Source organism: Halalkalicoccus sp. CGA53, from assembly GCF_036429475.1.
In the GTDB taxonomy this organism is placed as follows: domain Archaea; phylum Halobacteriota; class Halobacteria; order Halobacteriales; family Halalkalicoccaceae; genus Natronorarus; species Natronorarus salvus.
The window spans coordinates 2,590,648-2,611,951 of record NZ_CP144125.1; the positions used below are offsets into that span (position 1 = coordinate 2,590,648).

21 protein-coding genes and 2 pseudogenes are annotated in these 21,304 nt (G+C 67.3%); 11 read left to right on the top strand and 12 right to left on the bottom strand.

The window, feature by feature from the left end; translation table 11 throughout:
• Positions 1-92: 92 nt before the first annotated feature.
• Positions 93-1,088, bottom strand: a complete 996-nt coding sequence (locus tag V2L32_RS15070) for a GNAT family N-acetyltransferase (protein ID WP_331233302.1) — start codon at positions 1,086-1,088, stop codon at positions 93-95.
• On the bottom strand, positions 1,085-2,713 hold the full coding sequence (locus V2L32_RS15075) for an alkaline phosphatase family protein (RefSeq protein ID WP_331233304.1): 1,629 nt from the start codon (positions 2,711-2,713) through the stop codon (positions 1,085-1,087). The genes V2L32_RS15070 and V2L32_RS15075 overlap by 4 nt, the downstream gene beginning before the upstream one ends.
• A gap of 475 nt (positions 2,714-3,188) precedes the next feature.
• On the opposite strand from V2L32_RS15075, the gene V2L32_RS15080 reads away from it, so the two are divergent.
• Positions 3,189-3,581, top strand: a complete 393-nt coding sequence (locus V2L32_RS15080; protein ID WP_331233305.1) for a DUF7344 domain-containing protein — start codon at positions 3,189-3,191, stop codon at positions 3,579-3,581.
• A gap of 95 nt (positions 3,582-3,676) precedes the next feature.
• A complete protein-coding gene (locus tag V2L32_RS15085) occupies positions 3,677-4,468 on the top strand; it encodes a hypothetical protein (protein WP_331233306.1) in 792 nt (263 codons plus the stop codon).
• An 85-nt stretch (positions 4,469-4,553) separates the two neighbouring features.
• Here the strand turns inward: V2L32_RS15085 and V2L32_RS15090 are convergent, their stop codons facing one another.
• A complete protein-coding gene (locus V2L32_RS15090; RefSeq protein ID WP_331233307.1) occupies positions 4,554-4,970 on the bottom strand; it encodes a universal stress protein in 417 nt (138 codons plus the stop codon).
• 126 nt (positions 4,971-5,096) lie between these two features.
• Positions 5,097-5,723, bottom strand: a complete 627-nt coding sequence (locus tag V2L32_RS15095) for a phosphoribosyltransferase (RefSeq protein WP_409348448.1) — start codon at positions 5,721-5,723, stop codon at positions 5,097-5,099.
• A gap of 391 nt (positions 5,724-6,114) precedes the next feature.
• Between V2L32_RS15095 and V2L32_RS15100 the strand changes: the two genes are divergently transcribed.
• Positions 6,115-6,537, top strand: coding sequence for a universal stress protein (locus tag V2L32_RS15100; RefSeq protein ID WP_331233309.1), 423 nt, complete (start codon positions 6,115-6,117; stop codon positions 6,535-6,537).
• A gap of 469 nt (positions 6,538-7,006) precedes the next feature.
• Here the strand turns inward: V2L32_RS15100 and V2L32_RS15105 are convergent, their stop codons facing one another.
• Positions 7,007-7,456, bottom strand: a complete 450-nt coding sequence (locus V2L32_RS15105) for a pyridoxamine 5'-phosphate oxidase family protein (protein WP_331233310.1) — start codon at positions 7,454-7,456, stop codon at positions 7,007-7,009.
• A gap of 83 nt (positions 7,457-7,539) precedes the next feature.
• On the opposite strand from V2L32_RS15105, the gene V2L32_RS15110 reads away from it, so the two are divergent.
• The 3 genes from V2L32_RS15110 to V2L32_RS15120 all read left to right on the top strand — a co-directional run bounded on the left by V2L32_RS15110 (position 7,540) and on the right by V2L32_RS15120 (position 8,828).
• Positions 7,540-7,965 (top strand): universal stress protein, encoded by a 426-nt coding sequence (locus V2L32_RS15110; protein ID WP_331233312.1) that lies wholly within the window; start codon positions 7,540-7,542, stop codon positions 7,963-7,965.
• Between the two features lie 158 nt (positions 7,966-8,123).
• Positions 8,124-8,309: a hypothetical protein gene (locus V2L32_RS15115; RefSeq protein ID WP_331233313.1), complete on the top strand. Its 186-nt coding sequence runs from the start codon at positions 8,124-8,126 to the stop codon at positions 8,307-8,309.
• 99 nt (positions 8,310-8,408) lie between these two features.
• Positions 8,409-8,828 carry a universal stress protein gene (locus V2L32_RS15120; RefSeq protein ID WP_331233314.1) on the top strand — a complete coding sequence of 140 codons (420 nt, stop codon included), beginning with the start codon at positions 8,409-8,411 and terminating at the stop codon, positions 8,826-8,828.
• A 40-nt stretch (positions 8,829-8,868) separates the two neighbouring features.
• Here the strand turns inward: V2L32_RS15120 and V2L32_RS15125 are convergent.
• A pseudogene (locus V2L32_RS15125) lies at positions 8,869-9,315 on the bottom strand (DUF2267 domain-containing protein).
• Positions 9,316-9,421: 106 nt separating this feature from the next.
• Here V2L32_RS15125 and V2L32_RS15130 point away from each other — a divergent pair.
• Together V2L32_RS15130 and V2L32_RS15135 are read left to right on the top strand one after the other, a co-directional pair.
• Positions 9,422-9,859 (top strand): pyridoxamine 5'-phosphate oxidase family protein, encoded by a 438-nt coding sequence (locus V2L32_RS15130; protein ID WP_331233315.1) that lies wholly within the window; start codon positions 9,422-9,424, stop codon positions 9,857-9,859.
• Positions 9,860-9,975: 116 nt separating this feature from the next.
• On the top strand, positions 9,976-10,464 hold the full coding sequence (locus V2L32_RS15135; RefSeq protein WP_331233316.1) for an HTH domain-containing protein: 489 nt from the start codon (positions 9,976-9,978) through the stop codon (positions 10,462-10,464).
• A gap of 892 nt (positions 10,465-11,356) precedes the next feature.
• Here V2L32_RS15135 and V2L32_RS15140 read toward each other — a convergent pair.
• The 3 genes and pseudogenes from V2L32_RS15140 to gfo6 form a co-directional block, all read right to left on the bottom strand.
• Positions 11,357-12,676 (bottom strand): nickel pincer cofactor-dependent isomerase, group 22, encoded by a 1,320-nt coding sequence (locus V2L32_RS15140; protein WP_331233317.1) that lies wholly within the window; start codon positions 12,674-12,676, stop codon positions 11,357-11,359.
• 273 nt (positions 12,677-12,949) lie between these two features.
• Complete coding sequence (locus tag V2L32_RS15145) at positions 12,950-13,405, bottom strand: universal stress protein (protein WP_331236623.1); 456 nt, start codon at positions 13,403-13,405, stop codon at positions 12,950-12,952.
• Between the two features lie 141 nt (positions 13,406-13,546).
• Positions 13,547-14,616 (bottom strand): annotated as a pseudogene (gene gfo6, locus V2L32_RS15150) (D-xylose 1-dehydrogenase Gfo6); the annotation flags it as partial.
• Positions 14,617-14,949: 333 nt separating this feature from the next.
• Here gfo6 and V2L32_RS15155 point away from each other — a divergent pair.
• The gene (locus tag V2L32_RS15155) at positions 14,950-16,101 is read left to right on the top strand and encodes a mandelate racemase/muconate lactonizing enzyme family protein (protein WP_331233318.1); all 1,152 of its coding nucleotides are present in this window, start codon (positions 14,950-14,952) and stop codon (positions 16,099-16,101) included.
• A gap of 152 nt (positions 16,102-16,253) precedes the next feature.
• Here V2L32_RS15155 and V2L32_RS15160 read toward each other — a convergent pair whose 3' ends face one another.
• Positions 16,254-16,598 carry a hypothetical protein gene (locus V2L32_RS15160; protein ID WP_331233319.1) on the bottom strand — a complete coding sequence of 115 codons (345 nt, stop codon included), beginning with the start codon at positions 16,596-16,598 and terminating at the stop codon, positions 16,254-16,256.
• Between the two features lie 63 nt (positions 16,599-16,661).
• Between V2L32_RS15160 and V2L32_RS15165 the strand changes: the two genes are divergently transcribed.
• Together V2L32_RS15165 and V2L32_RS15170 are read left to right on the top strand one after the other, a co-directional pair.
• Positions 16,662-17,642 (top strand): C-terminal binding protein, encoded by a 981-nt coding sequence (locus V2L32_RS15165; protein ID WP_331233320.1) that lies wholly within the window; start codon positions 16,662-16,664, stop codon positions 17,640-17,642.
• An 87-nt stretch (positions 17,643-17,729) separates the two neighbouring features.
• A complete protein-coding gene (locus tag V2L32_RS15170; protein WP_331233321.1) occupies positions 17,730-18,431 on the top strand; it encodes a cyclase family protein in 702 nt (233 codons plus the stop codon).
• A 9-nt stretch (positions 18,432-18,440) separates the two neighbouring features.
• On the opposite strand, the gene V2L32_RS15175 is transcribed toward V2L32_RS15170, so the two are convergent.
• On the bottom strand, positions 18,441-20,621 hold the full coding sequence (locus V2L32_RS15175; protein ID WP_331233322.1) for an LUD domain-containing protein: 2,181 nt from the start codon (positions 20,619-20,621) through the stop codon (positions 18,441-18,443).
• Positions 20,618-21,145 (bottom strand): LUD domain-containing protein, encoded by a 528-nt coding sequence (locus V2L32_RS15180; RefSeq protein ID WP_331233323.1) that lies wholly within the window; start codon positions 21,143-21,145, stop codon positions 20,618-20,620. The genes V2L32_RS15175 and V2L32_RS15180 overlap by 4 nt, the downstream gene beginning before the upstream one ends.
• Between the last annotated feature and the right edge of the window lie 159 nt (positions 21,146-21,304).

Consider the following 21,304-nt stretch of genomic DNA (forward strand, 5'->3'; position numbering starts at 1 on the left):
ATCATCGTCGCCGATCGTCCTTCCGGGCGTACAGATCACCGGTGTCGTTCGTTTCAGGGTCGAAGAACGGTGTGTTTCTCCGACGATCCCTCTCAGTACCTGAGTCGCCTGTACGCCCCGGCGAGGAGCCGGGTGTGGGCTCGACCCCACTCCATCTCGTAGTACGGTCGCAGCGCGGGGTTGAACTTCGCCTTGTAGCCGTTCAGCCGCCTGGTGTCGGCGTCGACCAGGTCGTACTCGGCGAGGCCGTCGTCGACGGCGTCGGTGATGATCCGCCAGTCGAGCAGGTCGTTGACCGGCAGCTCCACGTCGGGTTTCGCGCCGCCCTGCCACCGGTAGACGGTGCGGTCGTCACGGGGGGCGAGCATCCCTCCTATAAGCTCCCCGTCCCGATAGCAGGCGTAGGGGCGGAACCGTTCGGGGGTGAGCCCGTCGTAGAGCGCCGTGACGAACCCCGGATCGAGCGGGTAGGACTCGCCCTGATCTCGGTATCTCGCCGCGACCTGTTCGACGATCGCCCGGATCGCCTCCCGGTCGCCGACCTCGATCCGACAGTCGACGTCCTCGTCACCGCGGACGTTCCGTCGGGCGTCGCTGCTGAACGTCGACAGTAGCTCCTCCCGCGAGCGGGTCGTATCGAGCGAGTAGGTGTGTTTCGGCCGGATCCGAAAGCCGTTCCACGAGAGCGGTCGCGGGTCCGTGTACCGGGTGCCGCTCCGGAGGTGGACGTAGGCGGGGCCGTAGACCCGGTGGAGCCACTCGGTCGCGGCGTCGACGAACACGCCGTGGCGCCGCTCGGCCTTCGAGGGTTTGCACCCCGGTGGGGTGAGCAGCGCCGGACCGAGATATGGGAGGAGGAGGTCGGGTGGGGGCGAGAAGGCGACGGTCGTCCCGGCGACGGTCCGCACGAACAGCGGGAGGATCCCGACCGGCTCCTCGCCCCGGTAGCCGACGAGGCGGTGGAGCGCGTCGCCGGTCTCCCCCCGTATCGCGTCGAGCGCGCCCGACCGGTGAAAGACCGTCGCCGCCGAGCGCTCGACGTACCGATCCCAGCGCTCGTCCTCGACCTCCCGGATCTCGACCGTCATCGGTCCTCCAGGTAGCCGAGGTCCGAGAGCCGCCGCTCGACGTCGCGGCTACTCCCGTTCCGCACGGACCCGGCCGGCCGGCGCTCGTGCCAGTCGCCGTCGTACGCCTCGGTTCCGACGGGGTCGACCACCGGGAGCACCTCGCCGTCCATCGCGTCGGTGCGGGCCACCCCGCAGAGCGCGAGAACGGTCGGCGCGACGTCGACTAGCCGGGCGCCCTCGAGCGACCATCCCGGCTCGATCCCCTCCCCGGCGATCGCGACCGTCCCTTCCAGCGTGTGGTTCCACGGCTCGCTCGGCGGCGCGAACTCCCCGCCGCCGAGGCGTGCGGAGAGGAACTGTTCGAACCCGGCGGGGACGGTGACCACGTCGACCGCTCGCCCCACCGCCGGCCCCTCGAAGTACGCCTCGCGCGGGCCGACCTCGTCGAAGACCGGCGAGCCGTCGGGCGTCCTGACCGCGGCGAGTTCGTCGATCAGCTCCCGTCTCACGGCCTCGTACCCGCCCTCGGGGACGACCCCCGCCGGCTCTCGCCCCTCGACGTTGAGACGGACCCCACACTCGATCCGCGAGCGCATGTACGCCGTCGACCTCGCGAAGTCCACCTGGTCGGTTCCCGCCCTGATCGCGTCGCGCGGGATGACCCGGAGCGCGAGCTCCGTGAGACCGAGGCGGTCGAGAAGCGCCTCGAGGCGCTGGCTCGTCACGCCCACCGACGCCGCCGCGCGCATGAGACGGGCGCTCCGGGGGACCGGTCGCTCGGCGTCGGTCCCGGAGGCATCGACGAGGCGTTCCCTGAGCGTGCCCCACGACGGCATCCCGTCGAGGCCGCCGCGACGGGTCGCGACGTAGCCCCGCCGGCGGAGGAACTCGTTGACGCGGAACTCCTCGCGCTCGTACGGCCCCATCCCGTGGTCGCTCGCGACGACGACGGTCTCGGGCGCACAGCGGTCGTAGAGACGGCCGACCTGCTCGTCGACCGCCCGGTAGACCGCCCGGACCGCCTCGGAAGCGCCAGCACACTCGTGGAAGACGGTGTCGGTCACTTGGAACTGGACGAAGCAGAACGCCGGGTCGTACCGATCGACGAGGTAGCTCGTCGCGTCCCCGCGCATCCGGATCACCTCGCGGTAGCCCTCGACCCGCTCGTCGGTGCTCTCCGCACCTGTCCGCGGGTAGACGCGATACCCGCCGATCGCCGCCTCGATCTCGTCGAGCAGCCCGTCCGGGTGACAGGCCGGGCCCTCGGGAGCCGTGTAGCCGGGAACCACCGCGCCGTCGATCTCCGGTGGGGGGGCCGTGACCGGGACGTTGACGACGACGCTCGAGAGGCCGTGGTCGGTGAGGATCTCCCAGAGCGCCGGCGTCCGTACGTCGCTCGCGGTGACGACGTCCCAGTCGTAGCCGTCGAACGCGAGGAAGTCGAAGACGCCGTGTTTCCCGGGGTTCGTCCCGGTGTAGAGCGTGGGCCAGGCGCTCGCGGTCCACGGTGGGATCTGCGAGGCGAGCGGTGCCGCGACGCCGGCCTCGCGGATCGCCGCGATCCGTGGGATCTCGCCCGCGGCCGCGAGCGGGTCGAGGACCCGAGAACAGGCGGCGTCGAGTCCGATCAGCAGTGTTCTCATGGAGACGTGTCACCTCGCTCACCCGGGCGCATAGTTATAGCTCGGTTACGACGGTCGAGCGGGCGGTTCCACGGGCGCGCCCGCGTCCGGGATACGGTGGGTGGACGGCCGGAGACGAATGGTTCCGGGCACCCCGCGACGCTCGTTCGTCGAGCGCCAGTCGAGCACCCGGTAGCGTCCGACTACCCTCCCCGAACCGAGAGTAACGACTCGCTTACTCCGTTCTCGATCGGTGGCAACGGCGCTCCCGCTCGCGAACGACGGCCCCGTTCGGAAGCCGGACCCCGGTCGTCATCGCCGCCGTACCGGTTCGGTCCCGGTTGTTCGCACTCCGGACTGTTCCATTCATTGATGTGTGCGGCGAATTCGAGATACCGTTTTAATATCATTAATTTACGGTGAGTTGATGTCAAACGGTTCTCAACGGACGAAAACCTTCTATACCCAACGATCGACGGAGATGATGGTGGAATGCATGAGTGATCCTCTGAACCCATCCGACGAGACGGCGTCCACGGGGCGGGTCGCGTCCTCGCTCTCGCACGGGACGGTCTTTCGCGTGCTGTCGAACCAGCACGCCCGGTACGTGCTCTATCACTTCATCCGGAACGACGACCCCGTCGAGGACGCGGACGCGCTCTGTGCCTCGGTGCGATCGATCGAGGCGCGCTGCGAGCCGGACGCCGACCCCTCCGGGGCCGGCGACCGCCGCCGCCTCGTCGAGGAGTGGCTCCCGCCGCTCGTCGAGGTCGGCGCGATCGAGTACGACGGGCGGAGCGGAACCGTCAGGTACTGGAGGCAGCCGACGCTCGAGGAGTACGCCGCCCACGCCGCCTACCAGGAGCTGGGCCGCGAGGCGTTCTCGTAGCCCTCGACGGTCGCGTTCTACGGGTTCGTATGCTTCCTCTACCCTCCGTACACCTCTGCATAGTAATCGTACGGGGGCCCCAACGACAGGTCGTAATGCGGAGGAGACACTACGCGAAGGCGATGGCTGCCGGGCTGCTCGTACCCCTCGTCGGCTGTGCCGACCTCGGGGGCGACGACGAGGAGACGCCGGAGGAAGACCTCGGGGAGGAGCCGGAGACGCCCGACGAGGACGACGAGGAGGGTGAGGGCGACGAGGAGGGAACAGACGGGGAGGAGGAACCGGACGAGGACGAAGACGACGAGGGAGAGGACGACGAGGAGAGCCCTGTCGACCGCGGGGCGCTCGAACAGCGGGCGTACGCCGAGGTCGCGGAGCTCGCGGAGGGGATCGACGAGCTGAACGACGACGGCGGGGAGGACGGCGGGACTGAGGGGGGCGACGAGGAGGCGGACGGAGATCAGGACGACGCGGAGGAGGGCGACGACGGGACCGAGGGGGGAGACGAGGAGGCGAGCGAGGAGGGCGACGGAGAGGCTGGCGAGGAAGGCGACGAGGAGGTGGTCGGCGAGAACGAGGCGGAGCCGGAGGAGGAGGACGACGGCCGCCCATCGGGGACGGTCTACGCACAGGTCGACTACGACGGCGAGTGGGCGATGGCGTTCTCGACGCACGACCGGACGATCTCGGTCGTGGACGAGGGCTTCACCACGTTCGAGATCGACGACGACCCGACGGTTATCTCGGTCGTCGCACAGAAGGCGGACGACAGCGCCGACGAGCTCACGACCAGGGTGATGCTCGACGGCGACATCGTCACCGACGCGACGACCGGAGAGCCGTTCGGTATCGCGCAGGCGACACACTCCTTCTTCGACGAGGAGTGAGACGGACCGCTGTCCGTCCTGCTCTGACCGAGAGACAGGTACCGATCTGAGCGGTGACCAGGTACAGCAGTCCGTATGACCTGGATCAGCGAACGACGGTCACCGGGACGGGCGCCCTGCGGACGACAGTTTCGGCGACACTGCCGAGGAGGGCACGGGAGACGCCCGACCGGCCGTGACTCCCGATCACGATCTGGTCCATCTCACTCTCCTCGGCGTACGCGAGGATCTCGCGGGCTGGCGAGCCGACGACGGTCTCCGTTGCGAGGGCCCTCCCGTCGAACTCCTCGGCCGTGGTTATCGCGTCGAACAGCCGCGTTGCCTCCTCGCGCCCGCTGCGAACGACGGGATCGAAGTCGTCGGTCACCTCGCCGCCGACGACGCTCGCCGCCGGGTCGATTACGTGCAGGAGGGTCGTCTCGGCGTCCGGATAGTGCGTCGTCGCGTGTTCGACGGCCCGCCTCGCCGGATCCGAGTCGTCGAGGGGTACCAGGATCCGCATACGCGCCGTTCGACGTGCGGTCGCATCAACCTGTGGGCGCACGTTCATACAGACTGCTGTGCCTGGTACCGTTCGAACCGAGAGGCGGGTACCGGTCTGGCCGGTACGGACGTACAGCAGTCCGTATCAGCGCCCGTCGAGGTATCCCATCGCCACCTCGTCCGGGACCTGCTCGAACGAGCGGTAGAACTCCCCGACCGATCCGAACGGCGAGGGCGTCTCGAGACAGACGACGGCGTCGACCTCCTCTTCGAGCGCCGAAAGCGTCTCCGTCGGGGCGACCGGGACCGCGAGCGTCACGTGCGCCGCGCCCGCCTCGCGGACCTGTCGGAGACACGCCCGGGTCGTCGCGCCCGTCGCGACGCCGTCGTCCACGACCACGACACGTCTCCCCGAGAGCGAGAGCGGCGGCTGGCCCGCCCGGTAGCGTTCGGCCTTCTCGCCCGCGCTCGCCACCGCCTCGCGTCGCCGACGGTCGAAGGCCGTCCGGTCGAGCCCGAGGTCGGCGACGAGCGGTTCGTTCGTCCAGTAGGCCCCGTCGCTCGCGGCCGCACCGACCGCCAGCTCCGGGTTCCACGGCGCGCCGATCTTCGTCGCGACGACGACGTCGAGCGGGACGCCCAGGGCGTCGGCGACCGCTCTGCCCAGGGGGAGGCCGCCGCGCGGGATCGCGAGAACGACGTCTCCGGGGACCGCTTCGTCCCGGACGGCGGCCGCGAGGCGTCGTCCGGCCGCCGCTCTGTCCTCGAACACGGTCACGTCCCCCTCCGCTCGATTCCCGGTCGATCCCGGCCGACGTCGCTCACCGATCCGACGGCTTCCGTTCTCCCGGTCATGGGGGCCACTACGGTCGCCGAGACTATCAACCCGCCCGCTCGGCGCGATCGCTCGCGGGGTCACGAGAGCGCGAGAACCGTGACGACGGGGGGCGGGGCCACGGGAGCTCATCCAACCGCCGCGGGCCCCTCTCCCCATCAGAGGCAGCTCCGGCCCGACCGTCGACCGACCGAAGCCCGCTCGCACTGGGACAACACCCAGCGTTCTCACGCTCGCCGGCCAGCCGTAAATAGTTGACTAATCAACCACTCCGGGTCGGATCCGGGAGCCCCGAAAGAGGTATGCTTGTCGTGGTGGCAGGTACCGTATGGCACGGACGATCCTCGTTCCGGTGGACGAGTCGATACAGGCGCGGGCGGCGTTCGAGTTCGCGGTCTCGGAGTACGCCGACGACCGTCTGGTGCTCGTCCACGTCGTTGACCCGATCGACGCGATCTACGTCTCCGAGCCGAGCGTCTGGAACGAGACGATGATCGACCGCCGCCGCGAGCGCGCCGAAACGCTGCTCGCCGATCTGGGGGCGATCGCGGGGGAGGCGGGCGTCGCCGTCGAGACCGCGATCGAACGCGGTGACCCCTCACGGGCGATCCTGGCGGCCGCCGCCGACACCGACGCCGACCTGATCGTGATGGGAAGCCACGGTCGGTCGGGCGTCTCCCGCGTCCTCCTCGGCAGCGTCGCGGAGACCGTCGCACGCCGCTCGCCGATCCCAGTGACGATCGTCCGGTGAGCACCGATCGGCGCCCACCACACTCTCACGAACTCGCGAGCGCGGTCACGACCGGTCACCGTCGAGAGCCGGGCCTCCGAACCGAGGATCCCTCCGAAGTCGCGATCGAACACGCCCGTCGTACCCTTCGTGCAGCCGCTTAGAGCGACGTCATTTCCGCCCGCCCGTTTCCCGGGTCGGCCGCGATCGAGGGGTTTCTGCCGGAACGAACGCCTCGGACGAGCGATCTCGTCGGCCTCGGACGGGGAGAATGATAGCCGAGAAAGTACTACTCGGTCGGACGGGTCTCACGGAGCCCGTCCCCGTACGCGTGTTGGATCGACTTCACGTTACGAACGCACTCGTGTCACGGGAACGGCTCCCCTGTCCGTGAATTTCGACGTACGTATCGAGGAGGGAGAACGTCCGGCGATCCGATGACCGAACTCGTTTCGCCGGGGTTTCGAACCGGTGTCCGACGTCCCGCCGATCAGTCCCCGGTGCTCGTCTCCTTCCTGCCGGTCAGCTCCTTCGGAACGAGGCGGTAGAACTCGAAGGGGACCGTCCGCGGGTGTTCGTCGAACACGTCGAACAGTGGGATGTGGACGCGGTCGAGACCCCGAAGCGTCCGGGTCTCGATCGGTTCCTCGGTGGTCGCCTCCAGACGACCCCGGGCGACGACGCTCCGCCAGCGTCCTCCCTCCTGTCCGTAGGTGACGAACGAGACGGGTCTGTCGGCGGGCGATCCCTTCGCAGTGTCGGGGCCGACCGCGAGCCGGAAGTAGAACGTCGCCTCGCTCGCGTCGTAGCCGTAGGAGACGGGCACCGTGTGCGGGCTCTCCTCGCCGTCGGTCGCGAGCGAGAGCACGCCGGTGCCGCCGTTGCCGAGGAATTCGTCGCGTTCTTCCGCGCTCATCTCCGTGGACGGTATCCGACTCATGTCCTCTCGGAGGAGGGCCGGCGGGAAATAGCTGCGCCCGATCCGACGGATGGAACTATGGCGCTGACCGACGACTGTCGAGCATGGCTCGTCGAATCCTCGTCGCGATGGACGGCTCGCCACAGGCCGACGCCGCGCTGGAGTACGCCTGTACCGCTCTCACCGACCCCGAGATCACCGTCCTGTTCGTGGTCGACCCGTTCGGCTACTACGAGGCCGGGTTCGGCGCATCGGAGGGGTTCGGGGAGTGGGTCGCACGCCTCGAGGCGCGCGCCGAAACGCTGTTCGAGCGGAGCGAGCGCCGCGCGGATGCACACGGCGTGGAGATCGACACCGCGGTCGAACGGGGCCGACCAGACCGTGCGATCGTCGAACACGCCGTGGAAAACGGGTTCGACGCGATCGTTCTCGGCGCACACGGCCGGAGCGAGCGCGAGAGCGTGCTCCTCGGGAGCGTTGCGGACACCGTGGCCCGTCGTGCGCCGATGCCAGTGACGGTCGTTCGGTGAGAGCGGAATCACACTGGGGGATGCGGGGCTGAGACTACCTGCGTTCGTTCGATCACTCGCCTCGTCTCTAGGCCGGTGATGCGGACTGCTGTAGCTGGTTACCGCTCGGATCGGGAGGCGGGTACCAGTACGAGCGGTACGGACGGTCAGCGGTCCGTATGATAGAGCGCGACCGTGAGGTGGTGTTCCTCGGGAGCGAGAACGTCGGGAGCGTCGTGACGCCGCTCGCGTCGGTCGGCGCACGTGTGGCCGCCGGCGAGACGTACGACGTCCACATCGTTCGCCATCCCGATCCGTCGAGACTGGACGGACTCGATCCCCACCCGGCGTTCTACGGCCGGTGACCCCCTCGAAACGCTCGATCCGGTGGCGTGCTCTCGACTCCCGTAACCTGATCGGTGGGTAACTATTTGGCCGCGGCGGTCGTGATCGGAACGAACGCGATGTACGACAGAATCCTCGTTCCGACCGACGGGAGCGAACCGGCCAACAGAGCGGTCGAGCACACGCTCGCCCTCGCCGAACAGTACGGGGCGACGGTCCACGCGCTCCACGTCGTGGACACCAGTCGGTACGGCGAGCCAGCGCTGAGCAGCACCGAGATCGTCCTCCACGAACTCGAAGACCGCGGTCACGACCTGCTCGACGAGATCGCCGATCGGGCCGACGACCGTGGACTCGTCGTGGAAACGAGGCTCTGTCACGGTCGCCCACACCGGGAGATCACGGACTACGCCGACGAGATCGGGACCGACCTGATCGTCCTCGGCTACCAGGGTCAGTCCCACGAGCGAGAGGGCCACATCGGGAGCGTCGCCGAGCGCGTCGTCAGACACGCCGGCCGTCCGGTGCTCACCGCGTAGTCGGCCCTCGGACGTCGTCGGGATTCGCCCCGTCGGAGGCTCAGCCTCCCGCCGACCCCTCCGGCTCGTTCCAGCCGCCGGCGTCGACCACCTCGAACAGCTTCCCCCGGTTCTCGTCGTCGGGGTTCTCCGGGAACTGGTCGCGGAGCTGCTGGAAGTCGGACTCGGGAAGGACGTCGTGGACGAGGTCGACGACGCGGGCGTGGTAGGCGGCGACGGACGGGCCGGCTCCCTCGATCTCGCCGACGCGCGAGACGAACTCCTCGCAGCCGAAGCGCTGGCCGTGGTCGTGTACCTCGCCGGTCGTCTATCAGCGGATCACCATCGGTAGCGATGCGACGAGGCCCGCCGTCGCTCCCTTTGGGATCCGCCGACCGAGCGTCACGAACGTCGCGCGGACCGTCCGTCCCGTGTCCGGGAACGCGAGTCGGTGCTGTATCTGGCCGGTGAACTCGTCGAAGTTCGATGCGTTCGCGTGCGAGCACAATCACTCTTCGAGAGCGTTTCACCTCGTGAGAACGCGAGCGGATCGCGTCCTGTCGGCGAACACGTCGAGCGACAAACGTTTTGTTCCGACGGACTCTATCGTGTGTATGAGTTCGCTCCGCTGGGTGCAGATGAGCGACGAGGAGATCGCAGCGTTCCTAGGCAACGGCGGCACCGGCGTGCTCTCGTTCGCAACGGAGACCGACCGAGCACCGCTGTCGATCCCGGTCTCCTACGGCTACGACGCCGCGTCCTCGCACTTTTACTACACGCTCTCGCTCCTCCCGGGAAGCGAGAAGGAAGCACACCTCGACGGCCCGGTCTCGTTCGTCGTCCACCGTCACACCGACGACGGGTGGCGGAGCGTAGTCGCCTCCGGCACGCTCGAGTCGATCTCGGATTCGCCGTACGACGCGACGGCCGTCCAGCGAATGTGGGCAGTCCGGATCCCGGTGGTCGACGTCTTCGACCGCCCGCCGGAGGAGGTGACCTTCCGGAGCTTCCGACTCGTTCCCGAGCGGCGCACGGGACGGAAGGAGGTCTGAGTGGGGGTGTGACGACCGACGGGAGAGGTGAAATCGAGTGCCGGAACCGACCCGTCTTGTTGGCGTGAAAACATCTAATAGCACGGAGCGTGATTCGTTCGTTGAGGGTGACTGGGATGGACGCATCAGACCGAACTGCGCACAGCGCGGTTCTCTACATTCGATCGGTGGCACCGACTGGTATCAACGACGTCCAGCAGCGGGCGATCGAGCGCCTCGAACGGCTGGTGGCCGAGGGCACGCTCGAGTCCGTCGACTACGAGGTGTGGGGCCACAGCGTTCCGACCGACAGCTCGGAGCTCCCGATCAAACGCCGGTACGACGAGTTCGCCGACTGGGCCGACGAGCACGGCTACACGCTCTCGCCGGCGTTCCACGTCCGCGAGACGAAGACGATCGTCTCCGACTCCACGTGGACCGTCGTCAGCTTCCCCCTGCTCTGTCTGGGGATCTACTCCGATCGTGACGTCGAAGCCGTCTTTCCCTGCTCCGACGACGACCGGACTTACACGCTCCAAGACGGCCTCCACGCGCTCGAGTCCCGGGAGTCTCTCGAGCGGGAGGACGAGCGGGACCGGACGCCCGTCCCCATCGGCGGACGGTGACGCCGGTGGGCGACCGACGACCACGCGAGTGGCCCCACACCCCCTCTCCTCGTTCCTGGTCGTTCCCGGACCGTCGGTCGCCCGGCGCGAAGAACGCGGCCGAGGCGACCCGCTGGAGCACTGCGGCTCGCGAACGTGCGTCCCCGAACGAAACTCGTGGACGGCACTCATCGCCTCCGCTCACGAGTCTCTTTCATCTGCTTTGCTCAGAAAGTGTATCCATCGTGTGTGACGGTACTGCTTAGTCCGGCACCGCCTCGACTGATGTTCGTCGATCGAGTGGCAAGTTCGGTCGCTGATTGTGAGAATAGTGCACGAATACCTCAACTCATCGGCGTGTACTCGCCCGGCTGCTTACCTACGGATTGTGGAAGCAGCCGACTCCACACTTCAGGGTGTGAACCCACTTTTCGATGAGGGTCCGATCAGTAGAGTCGACCAGATCGTTCGATCCTAATCGAGCAGGGAAGGTCTAGTCTCCGAACCGATCGACGAGAGATGTCGTTTTCGAGAGATCGTTTTTGGTCGATCTATGGAGAAACTAAGCTGCCGGATCTGAACCATACCGACCGTACAAATCGGCATCGAGGATCGTTTTCGTCTCGGAGTGTATTGTAGTGAAAAATCAAGATCACCTGCCGTCTATCGTGACAGCGGGTCGTTAAACCCGACCCGGTCAGCATCGCCGCCCTCAGAAACTTACGGTTTCCGATGGGCTACGCGAGAGCACCGCTCTCGTGAACGACGGCTGGTCCGACACACTGTCGGTCGGCCGATCTGGATAGGTGGACAGTCGAGCGAGCGGTCACGAAGGCTTGATACGATTCGTGGAATACAATAGTTTCCAGCGACCGTATCACGCGCCGACGGAAGAGGTCATCTGAAGCGGCCACTAGCGATACAGTGGTGCACTCGAGACGAACTCCCCATCCGAGAACTCGAGCGGTTCGAGCGGGCCGAGAGCTACATCCTCACGCTCACGGAGGTCAGCAGCGACCGGTTCCGAGACGAGCAACGTATCCGGTTCCATCGTGCTCGCGATCCGGGCGACGCGGAGTTCCTCCGGGGAGTCGACGCCGGTCATCGAACAGGAGAGTATCAGTGCCGTAACGTCGTCGGGCACGACGAACGGGACGTTCGCACGGCGTGGCTCGCCGCTGGTCACGATGTTGATGTACATGTCCTCGAAGTCGATCTCCTCTATGACGTCCCGGTGGAGGAAGTCGGCGAGGCCGATCCCGATCGCGTTCCCGTGAGAGGCCTCGGAGAGCGACCGCGCGTACACCCGGGTGATAGAGGGCGAGTCCGGCTCCGACTCGCCGTGGAAGTAGTACCGACCGAGGACGTTCGTGTCCATCCCGGTCCCCGATCTGTCCTTCCCGAACTCGTCGACGACGAGCAGGTCCAGGTCCTCGATCGGGAGGGTCGGAAAGAGCTCGCGTGCGAGGTCCAGCAGTTCCGGTTCGCGGGTAGAGATCTCCCTCGCGTTCACCCCCTCGACGTGTGCCGCACGGTGGTCTGCGTTCTCGACGAGCGCGATACCGCCGACGATCGGCGTCGCCTCGAGGAGGACGTCCGTTCGGTCCCGGATGACCGTCGCGAAGTCGGTCGCGATGGCGGCGTTGTGCAGTGACTCCGCTCCCCGGTGTTTCCCCAGGCCGATGACGGCCATCTTCGAGAGGCCGCTCTCGATCGGGCCGTGGAAGTCGGTGTGCGGTTTTATCCGGTTCGCCAGAAGCACCGCGTCGGCCTCGAGCGCGTCCCGAGCGGCGTAGACGGTTCGCCCGAGGTCGTCTTCGCCGACGCCCTCGACCGCCATCGACGACCTGATCTCACAGCCAATCGACTCCGGCGTGATACCGAGTGCGGCGAGCGTCTCGACCTGACCATCGGCGGTCGCGCCGCCGTGGCTCCCCATCGCCGGGAGGACGAACGGCTCGTACCCCCGGGACGATAGCTCGTCCACCGCCGTCGCGAGAACGGCCGGCATGTCGTCTATCCCCCGACTGCCGGCGGTGATTCCGACCTCCGCACCCTGTGGGAGCGTCTCGAAGGCGTCGATCGAGTCGACCGCCCGGCGCGCCGAGGCCTCGAGGTCCTCGACCGACCGCACATCGCGCGTCCGCTCCGCGACGGCGAAGCGGGGGAGGTCCTCTACGGTGACGTCACCACCCGAGCGCAAGGCGTCGGCGTCTGGGAACTCTACGTTCACACCCATCGAACGGGGCGCCTCCTCAAAAAGGTCGTGTTCGGTCGTGTCGAGGTATCTCGCCACCGCAGAACGGCGTGCACCTGCACGGAGTGGCCCTTCGGAGAGCGGCCGTGGGTCGAGACACCGGAGCCCACTGCATTCACACCGTCTATCCGCCTTCTTCGGAAGTCGGCGTGTGCACGCGGATCGTTTCATCAGCTTCGTTTCACGTTCGTATCGACGAACCGGTGGTCTCTCGCCGAAGTCGGTCCTCCTACAGCCGGTTCGGTCCGATCAGCCCTCCTCGTCGCTCATCACCGTGACGGTGGGACAGTCGCTCTCGAGGAGGACCGACTGCGTCACGCTGCCGAAGATGGCCTTCCCGGTCGGCGAGCGCTTCCGACCGCCGATGACGACGAACCGCGCGTCGGAGTCCTCGGCGTGTTTCAGGATCTCCTCGACCGGATCCCCGACCTTACCGACGGACGACACCGAACTCCGGTCACGACCGTCGAGGGTCGTTCTCACGAGCGTTCTCACGACGTTCGCCGCGCTGTCTTCGTGCTGACGGACCGAGTAGTCGGAGAACTCGTCGGTCCCCTTCAGCGAGCGCTGGTAGGACTTGAACTCCTCTCTCGGTGCGACGTGGAGCACCTCGAGCGGAACGCCGTAGGTCACGGCCAGATCGTAGCCGACCTCGATCACCGAACTCGAGTGCTCGCTACCGTCGACCGCCGCCAGGATGGTCATAGCTCCACCGTCCTTCCGTCGGGCCTTAGTATTTTTGACTATGGTAGTTGCGCCCTCTCCGGCCGAACGAAGATCGGTACTGACTGCATTCGTCTCGGCGGTAGGTGTCGATACTGTTGACGGCGTTTCACCACTCGACGGGACGGTCTCGCCGGCGTCGCTGCTCTCGTATATAGCCTTCACGGTCGCCATGTCGACGAGTCCGTATTCGCCGTCGGGGTGCGGTCTCTCCTCGGAGAGGACGCTGCCCGCCAAGTACTCGAACTCCTCTTCCATCTGGTCGACCCGTTCGACCGGGTGCGAGGCCGTCGTCCCGGCGCGTGAGAGGGTCAGTGAGCGTTGCTGACGGTCGTAAAAGGCCGGGTCAAGTTCGATCTCACCCTCGGTGCCGGTGACCCGGAGGAAACTCGAGTGGTGGGCGTTCTGGCTCGCCGAACAGGCCGCGCGGACGTCCGAGTCGAACTCGACGGTGAACGCGGCGAGCTCGTCCGGTACGTCGGCGAACGCGTCGCTCTCGACCCCCGTGCTCGCCTGGACCGCGACCGGATCGGCGTCGAGGACGAACCGTGCGGTGTTGATCGGGTAGACCCCGAGGTCCATCACCGAGGTCCCGTAGCCAGTGAGGTCGGGGTCCAGCCGCCACTTGTCGGGATCGGGGATCACGTCGAGCAGTACCTGCGACATGTGCTCGTGGACGAGCACCGGGTCGCCGACGAAGCCGTCGGCGACCCGGTTCTCGCATCCGTCTGACCGCCGGTTCGGTCTGCATTCGGTAGGCGACAATCAGCGGGACGCCGTGGTCGGAACAGACGTCGACGACGGATCGGGCCCGATCGAGGCTCGCTTCCATCGGTTTCTCACAGAGGACGGCTTTCCCCAGTTCGGCCGCCGTCTCGACTAGGACAGGTAGAGGGCGTTCGGGGTACAGACGTAGACGGCGTCGTACGCCTCTGTGGCCACACCGTCGTGGTACTCGTCGTAGGTGATGGCGTGGTCGATCGTCCCGTGTTCGCCTGCGACCGTCCCTGCCTTCTCCGTCGAGCTACTGACGACCACCGTCGTCGTACGGTGCTCGCTCTCCTCGACCGCTGGGTCGCCTGTTCGCGCGTCCACCAGCCGAGACCGATCATCGCGACCCGCAACCGACCCGTCACGCTCTCGCGTCGCCAGTCGCGTTCGGTGAACTCCTCGAAGAAGCGCTCGAGATCCATCGTCCGTGACTACCCGGCGGGCCTGGAATCGGGTTCCTCTCGGTCCCGCGTCTCGACCGGTGGCGGCGCGTACGCCAGCGGCGTCTCGCCCGTCAGCCCGACGAGCACGATCTGACCCCTTTGTGGACGGCCTCGACCGAGGTCTCGAGGCCCGGGGGCGACCGGTCGTGTCGAGGACCGCGTCGAACCCGAGGCCCTCGTACGTGACCGGGGACGTGCTCACCGTCGACGACGGCTTCGACCGAAGCGAGTTCTGACGCGCCACTCACACGGACAGTCGATCGGGACGGCTCCGAGAGGAAGCTATATGCCGCCGTTGGCGAACCCCTTCCCATGCAGATCACGGCCATCGAGACGCTCACCTTCGATCCCGAGAGCGACCTCACGGAGACCGAACGCGACGTCAGAATTACCATGCTCCGCGTTCACACGGACGAGGGGGTGATCGGCCTCGGGGAGACGTTCCCGCTCGCGGAGATGGAGTGTGCCGCGCTCCACGGGCCGATCGCCGATCACGTCCTGGGACGCGATCCACGGGAGATCGAAGGCATCCGTGACGACCTCACGACCTACTTCAACTACTACGGACACGCCGGGGCGGAGTTCCGCGCGCTGAGCGCGCTCGACATCGCTCTCTGGGACTTCAAGGGCAAACTCGCGGACGAACCGATCTACGAACTGCTCGGCGGGAAGTCACGTGAGCAGATCCCGACGTATAACACCTGTTACGACCGTCAGTACGACTTCATGGAAGAGCCGGAAGCGCTCGCGCGTTCGCTGCTCGGGGAGGGGATCACCTCGATGAAGATCTGGCCGTTCGACGGGTTCGCTCCGAAGACACGCGGACAGCGGATCTCGAACGAGGACCTCCGGACCGGGCTGGAGCCGATCCGGCGGATCCGGGAGGCCGTGGGCGATCGGATGGAGATCGCGGTGGAGTTCCACGGCCTCTGGGCGCTGACGCCCGCGAAACGGCTGGTCGACACCGTCGAGGAGTACGACCCCATCTGGGTCGAGGACGTGATCAGGAAGGGGAACCCCGAGGCGTACCGACGGCTCGCGCGGGGGACGTCGGTCCCCCTCTGTATCAGCGAACGCCTCGTCGGCCCCTACGAGTTCGCGCAGGTCATCGAGACCGGCGCGGTCGACGTGGCGATGCTCGACCTCTGCTGGGCCGGCGGTATAACCGCCGGGAAGGCCGTGGCGACGATGGCCGAAGCCGCACACCTGCCCGTGGCGCCACATAACTCGGGTGGCCCGGTGCTGCACTTCGCGAACGCACACCTCTCTGCAACGATCCCGAACCTCTACGTGATGGAGGCGATCCGCGACCGGTACGACGGCTGGCACCGTAACCTCGTCACGACGCCGCTGGCGGCCACCGACGGGTACCTGCCGATCCCCGAGGGACCCGGACTCGGCACCGAACTCGATACGTCGCTGCTCGACCATCCCGACGTAGCCGTGAGGGAGACGTCGCTCTGACCGGGAGAACGCCGAGAGGGGCGTTCATCCATACTGAACGTCGTATTCTCGCCGAAAGTGACACACTGGCCGTATTCGGGCTCTGAACGGTCGTCCGTGTACAGGACCGATCCCGTTCACACGAACGGGGTCAGGATAGCCGAACGGCGTTTTTACAGCCATACTGCTGTAAGGGGGATCTGGGCCGCTCCCACGGACGAGACGGTTGTACGTGAGAGGGGGGAGTAGAACGGCTGTTCGGAAATGCTGAAACCCGGCTTCGAACTCGCGTTCGATCGATTCCATCGGTAGGCGACGGTGATCCGCGCGCGCTGGTCACGGGTCGGCGAGAGCTCCGTGGCGGCGAGATCCTCGCGGAGTTGTGCCGGCGGTCCGGCGATGACCGCCGGAACGCAGGTGAACCGGTCGTCGAGCGCCGCGTGCCAGCCTTCCGGACGGTCCTCGCGAGCGTACCTGCCCGTCAGGACCCCACCCTCGAGCGGTTCGTACGGACACACCGCGCGGTCCCGATCGGCGCGAAACACCACCCATTGATGTACGATGGACGAGACGCTCGAGACATGACAGAGCACGTCCTGATCAGCGACTCGAAGTCGACGACGGTCGATCACGACCTCCAGCGCGACGTACTGAGGCGGTACGACGTCACGGCGAGTTCGGCGATCACCCGGACCGAGGACGCGCTTCTCTCCGAACTCGGCGACGCGTCGGGGCTCATCGTCGACGCCGGCGTCCCAGTCTCCGCCCGCGTCATCGAAGCAACGCCGTCGCTGGAGGTAGTCGGTCGGGCCGGCATCGGCGTCGACAACGTCGACCTCGAGGCCGCGGCCGACCACAGCGTCACCGTCGTCCACAACCCCACGTACAGCATCGACGAGGTCGCGACCCACGCCCTCTCGCTGCTGCTCGCGTGCGTTCGCAGGCTCCCCACCTACGACAGACAGACGCGCGGCGGCGGCTGGGACTGGTCCGAGGGGAGCCCGATCGGGCGGCTGCAGGGGTCGACGATCGGCTTCCTCGGCTTCGGGAAGATCCCCCGTCGCCTCGCCACGATGGTCCAGGGCATCGGCTGCGAGCTGATCGCCCACGACCCGTACCTCCCGGCGAACGCCGTGCGGACGCACAACGTCGAGCCGGTCGCCTTCGACGACCTCCTCGCACAGGTCGACCTGCTCTCGATCCACGTCCCCCACACGGGTGAAACCGAACGCATGATCGACGCCGACGCGCTCGCGGCGATTGCCGACGACGCGATCATCGTCAATACTGCCCGCGGTCCCGTCGTCGACACCGACGCGCTGGTCTCCGCACTCGAGACCGGGGAGATCGACTTCGCAGGCCTGGACGTGGTCGACCCGGAGCCGCTCCCGGCCGATCACGCGCTCTTCGACCTCGAGAACGCGATCGTCACGCCGCACGTCGGCTGGTACTCGGAGTCCTCGCGCCTGCAGCTGAGCGAGGAGATCGCCGACGACGTCGGCCGTGTACTGGTCGGCGAGACGCCGCACAACGAGGTCTCCGCGGACAGCGAGTGGGTGTGACTCGAGCGGGCCGCCTCGCCTCCCGACTCGAGAAGCGGCGCCCGTCCCCAGGGAAGCGCTTTTGGTACGACCCCGAGAACCGGGGGTATGTTCGACGACGTCGAGACGGTCGTAGACCTGAGCAACCCGATCGAGAGCGACATCCCCACCTACCCGAACTTCCCGAACGTCCGGGTCGAGACGACCGACTATGCGGCAAGAGACGGCTTCACGATGGAACGAGTCGAGATGCAGAGCCACACGGCGACTCACGTCGACGCGCCGCGTCACTTCATCCCCGAGGGGAAGACGCTCGACGAGTTCCCCATCGAGACGTTCATGGGCGAGGGTATCGCCCTCGACCTGACGCCACTGGAGCCCGCGGAACCGATCGAACCCGAGCATATCGAGCCGTACACCGACGAGATCGAACCGGGCGACGTCGTGATGCTTCACACCGGCTGGGACGACCACTACGGCTGGACCGGCGAGTACGTCATGCGCTACCCGTTCCTCTCGGGCGAGGGTGCGGAGTACCTCGCGGAACTCGAACCCAAGGCCGTCGGCATCGACACCCCGAGCGTCGCGGGCTGGGTCGACGAGGTCCCAGCACAGGGTCCGGTCACCGACATCGGCCCTGACGAGTCACACCTCCCGCTGCTCGAGAACGACATCATCCCGGTCGAGGAGCTGCGGAACCTCGATCGGGTGCTTCAGGGGGCCGACAGCCGTCGAGCGTACTTCTTCTACCCGCCGCTGCGGATGCAGGGCGTCGGCGGCTGCTCGGCGCGGGCGTTCGCCCTCCTCTGAGGCGACCCCTCATCGGTCGACCAGTAGCTCGACCGGGTGGGTCGGCCGCTCGCCGACGAGCGCCTCGATCTGGTCCGTACAGGAGGTCCCGCTGGCGACGACGCGCCGGTCGCGCTCTGCCAGTAGCTGCTCTCCCAGGAGCGATCCGACCTCCATGCTCAGCTCGTAGTACTCGGACTTGTAGCCGAACGAGCCGGCCATCCCACAGCACTCCGTCCGGCTCGTCGCGACGTCGTAGCCCAGCCGTTCGAGGACGGCTACCGTGTACGCCTCGAGCCCGAGCGTCCGCTGCTGACAGTGTCTGTGGTAGATGACCTCGCGGTTCCCCGAGCGTTTCGCTCGCAGCGCCGTTCCGTCTCCCTCCGATCCCTCGAGGAGCCCGTAGACGTACTCGAAGAGCTCGTAGCTGTTCTCGGCCAGCCGCTCGTGGCGCTCGGCCGGGAGCAGGTGCCCGTTGTCGCGCCGGAACATCGCCAGGTCGCTCGGCTCGACGACGACGACGTCCCACCCGTCTTCGATATAGGGCTCGAGGACGTCCGCCGCGTCTTCCGCCTTCGTCCTCGCCGTCTCGATCATCCCCTGCGACAGCGGCGCACGTCCGCTGGCGGGCACGTCGGGAACGGCGACCTCGCAGCCGAGCGCCTCGAGCGTCTCGACCGCGCCCTTCCCCCGGTCGGTCTCGATGTAGTTCGTGTAGAGGTCGGGGTAGCAGACGACGCGACGGACGGGCTCTTCGGCGTTCGTGGGCTCGCGTGCCTCGAACCAGTCCCGGAGCGTCTCCCGTCGGAACGCGGGGAGCTCGCGCTCGGGCTCGACGCCGACGAACCGGTCGAGTGCCCACCGGCTCGGGGGAGCGTTCGCGAGCCAGTTCGAGACGGGCGCCGTCGCGCTGGCGACCCTCGCCACCGTCTCGAAGTTGCCGAAGAAGCGTTTCTGCAGGTCCAGACCCGCCGGCTCCTCGTCGGGAACGAGTCCCTCGAAGACGAAGTCGAACCGACCGGGGTCGGCCCCGCGGTTGATCCGATCCCGCACCACCTCGTTGATCCACGGGATGTCGATCTTCACCGGACACTGGTTGACACAGCGCGAACAGCCCGTACAGAGGTCGTTGAACGCGGCCGCCGAGTCGAGCCCGTGGACCCCCGCCTCCCAGCCCGTCCCGATGCCGCCGGTGTACGTCTCGCCGCCGAAGGCGTGGCCGCCGACGCTCTGGAAGTTGGCACAGGAGTTGAGACAGGCCGAACAGCGCACGCAGTAGAGCGTCTCCCGGAGGTGAGGGTCCTCGCGCATCGCCATCCGACCGTTGTCGATCAGTACCAGGTGAAACGACCGCTCGCCCCCGTCGAACGGGGGCGTCGCGATCGGCGGCGAGAAGACCGACGTGTACGACGAGAGCGACTCGCCGGTCGCCGAGCGGGCGACGAGTTCCATGAACGGCCCCAGGTCCGAAAGCGTCGGGATCACCTTCTCGACGCCCGCGACCGCGATATGCGTGTTCGTCGCCTCGACCGTCTTCCGGGCGTTGCCCTCGTTCGTGATGAGCGCGATCGAGCCGGTTTCGGCGACCACGAAGTTCGCGCCGGTCATCCCGACGTCCGCCTGTCGGAACTTCTCGACGAGGTGGTCCCGCGCGAACGCCGTCAGCTCCTGGGGCGTCTCGAGGGGCTGCTCGAGGTCGAAGTGGTCGTTGAACAGGACCGCGATCTCCTCGGTCGACTTGTGCAGGCTGGGCCCGACGATGTGCGAGGGCGACTCCTCCGCGATCTGGATCACCAGCTCGCCGAGGTCCGTCTCGACGACCTCACAGCCGATCGACTCGAGCGCTTCGTTGACCTCGATCTCCTCGGTCGTCATCGACTTGCTCTTGACGACGACCTCCGCCCCGGCATCTCGACAGACCGACCGGACGTACTCGTTGGCGTCGGCCGCGTCGCTGGCGACGTACACCTCGCCGCCGTTTCCCTCGACGCTCTCGGTCAGCGTCTCGATCAGCTCCGGGAGCCGTTCGATCGACTCCTCCTTTATATCTCGAGCCAGCGTCCGGAGTTCCTCGTGGGCCTCCCCCAGCTCCTCGATCGCCGCGTACCTGCTCTCGTTGAGGTGACGCGTGTTCTTCGCGACCGTCTCCCCCTCGCTTTCGATGAGCCCCCTGATCCGCTCGCGTTTCGCCCTCCTCGCGTCCGCGGTCATTCGTCGATCACCACCACGTGCATCTCCGAGGGACCGTGGACGCCGACGACCGACGCGCCCATGTCGCCGGTCGAACTCCGCCCGGTGACGAAGACGACGTCGTTCGCCCCCGTCGCGAACCGATCCGACAGCCGGGAGAGCGCGATCGCGATGTCCGGAACGACGTCGGACCGTCGCAGGACGGCGACGTGTTTCGGCGGATAGAGGCTCACCGGACCGTCCCAGCGCTCGGTGGACGGGACGACGACGCTACCGTACCCCGCGACGCCCACGATCCCGGCGGTGACGCCCGTGTCGGCGCTCGTGATCTCCTCGGCGGTCGGATCGACCGTCACCCCGTCGGGGGCCTCGATCCCCTCGAACGCCCCCTCGGTGCCGACGGTGGCGCCGACCAGTTCGGACCCGATCGCCGCACTCGCGTCGCTCCGATCGACCACCTCGGCCGTCACCGCGTGGCGAGAGAGGTTCTCGACGAACTCGTCGAGAAGGCTTCGATCCCGGTCGGTCTCCCGCGTGGAGCTCATCGTCCGGCACCGATCGTCGCAGGTTCGACCACCCGTACGCCGGTCCACGTCGTGAGTGAAGGGGTCACGGTATCTGCGTAGCGGATCGGGATCGGACCCGTTAAAGCTTCCCCCGACCGTCGTCCGCCCGCCCTCGGTAGCCCACGTTCACCGTCTTAC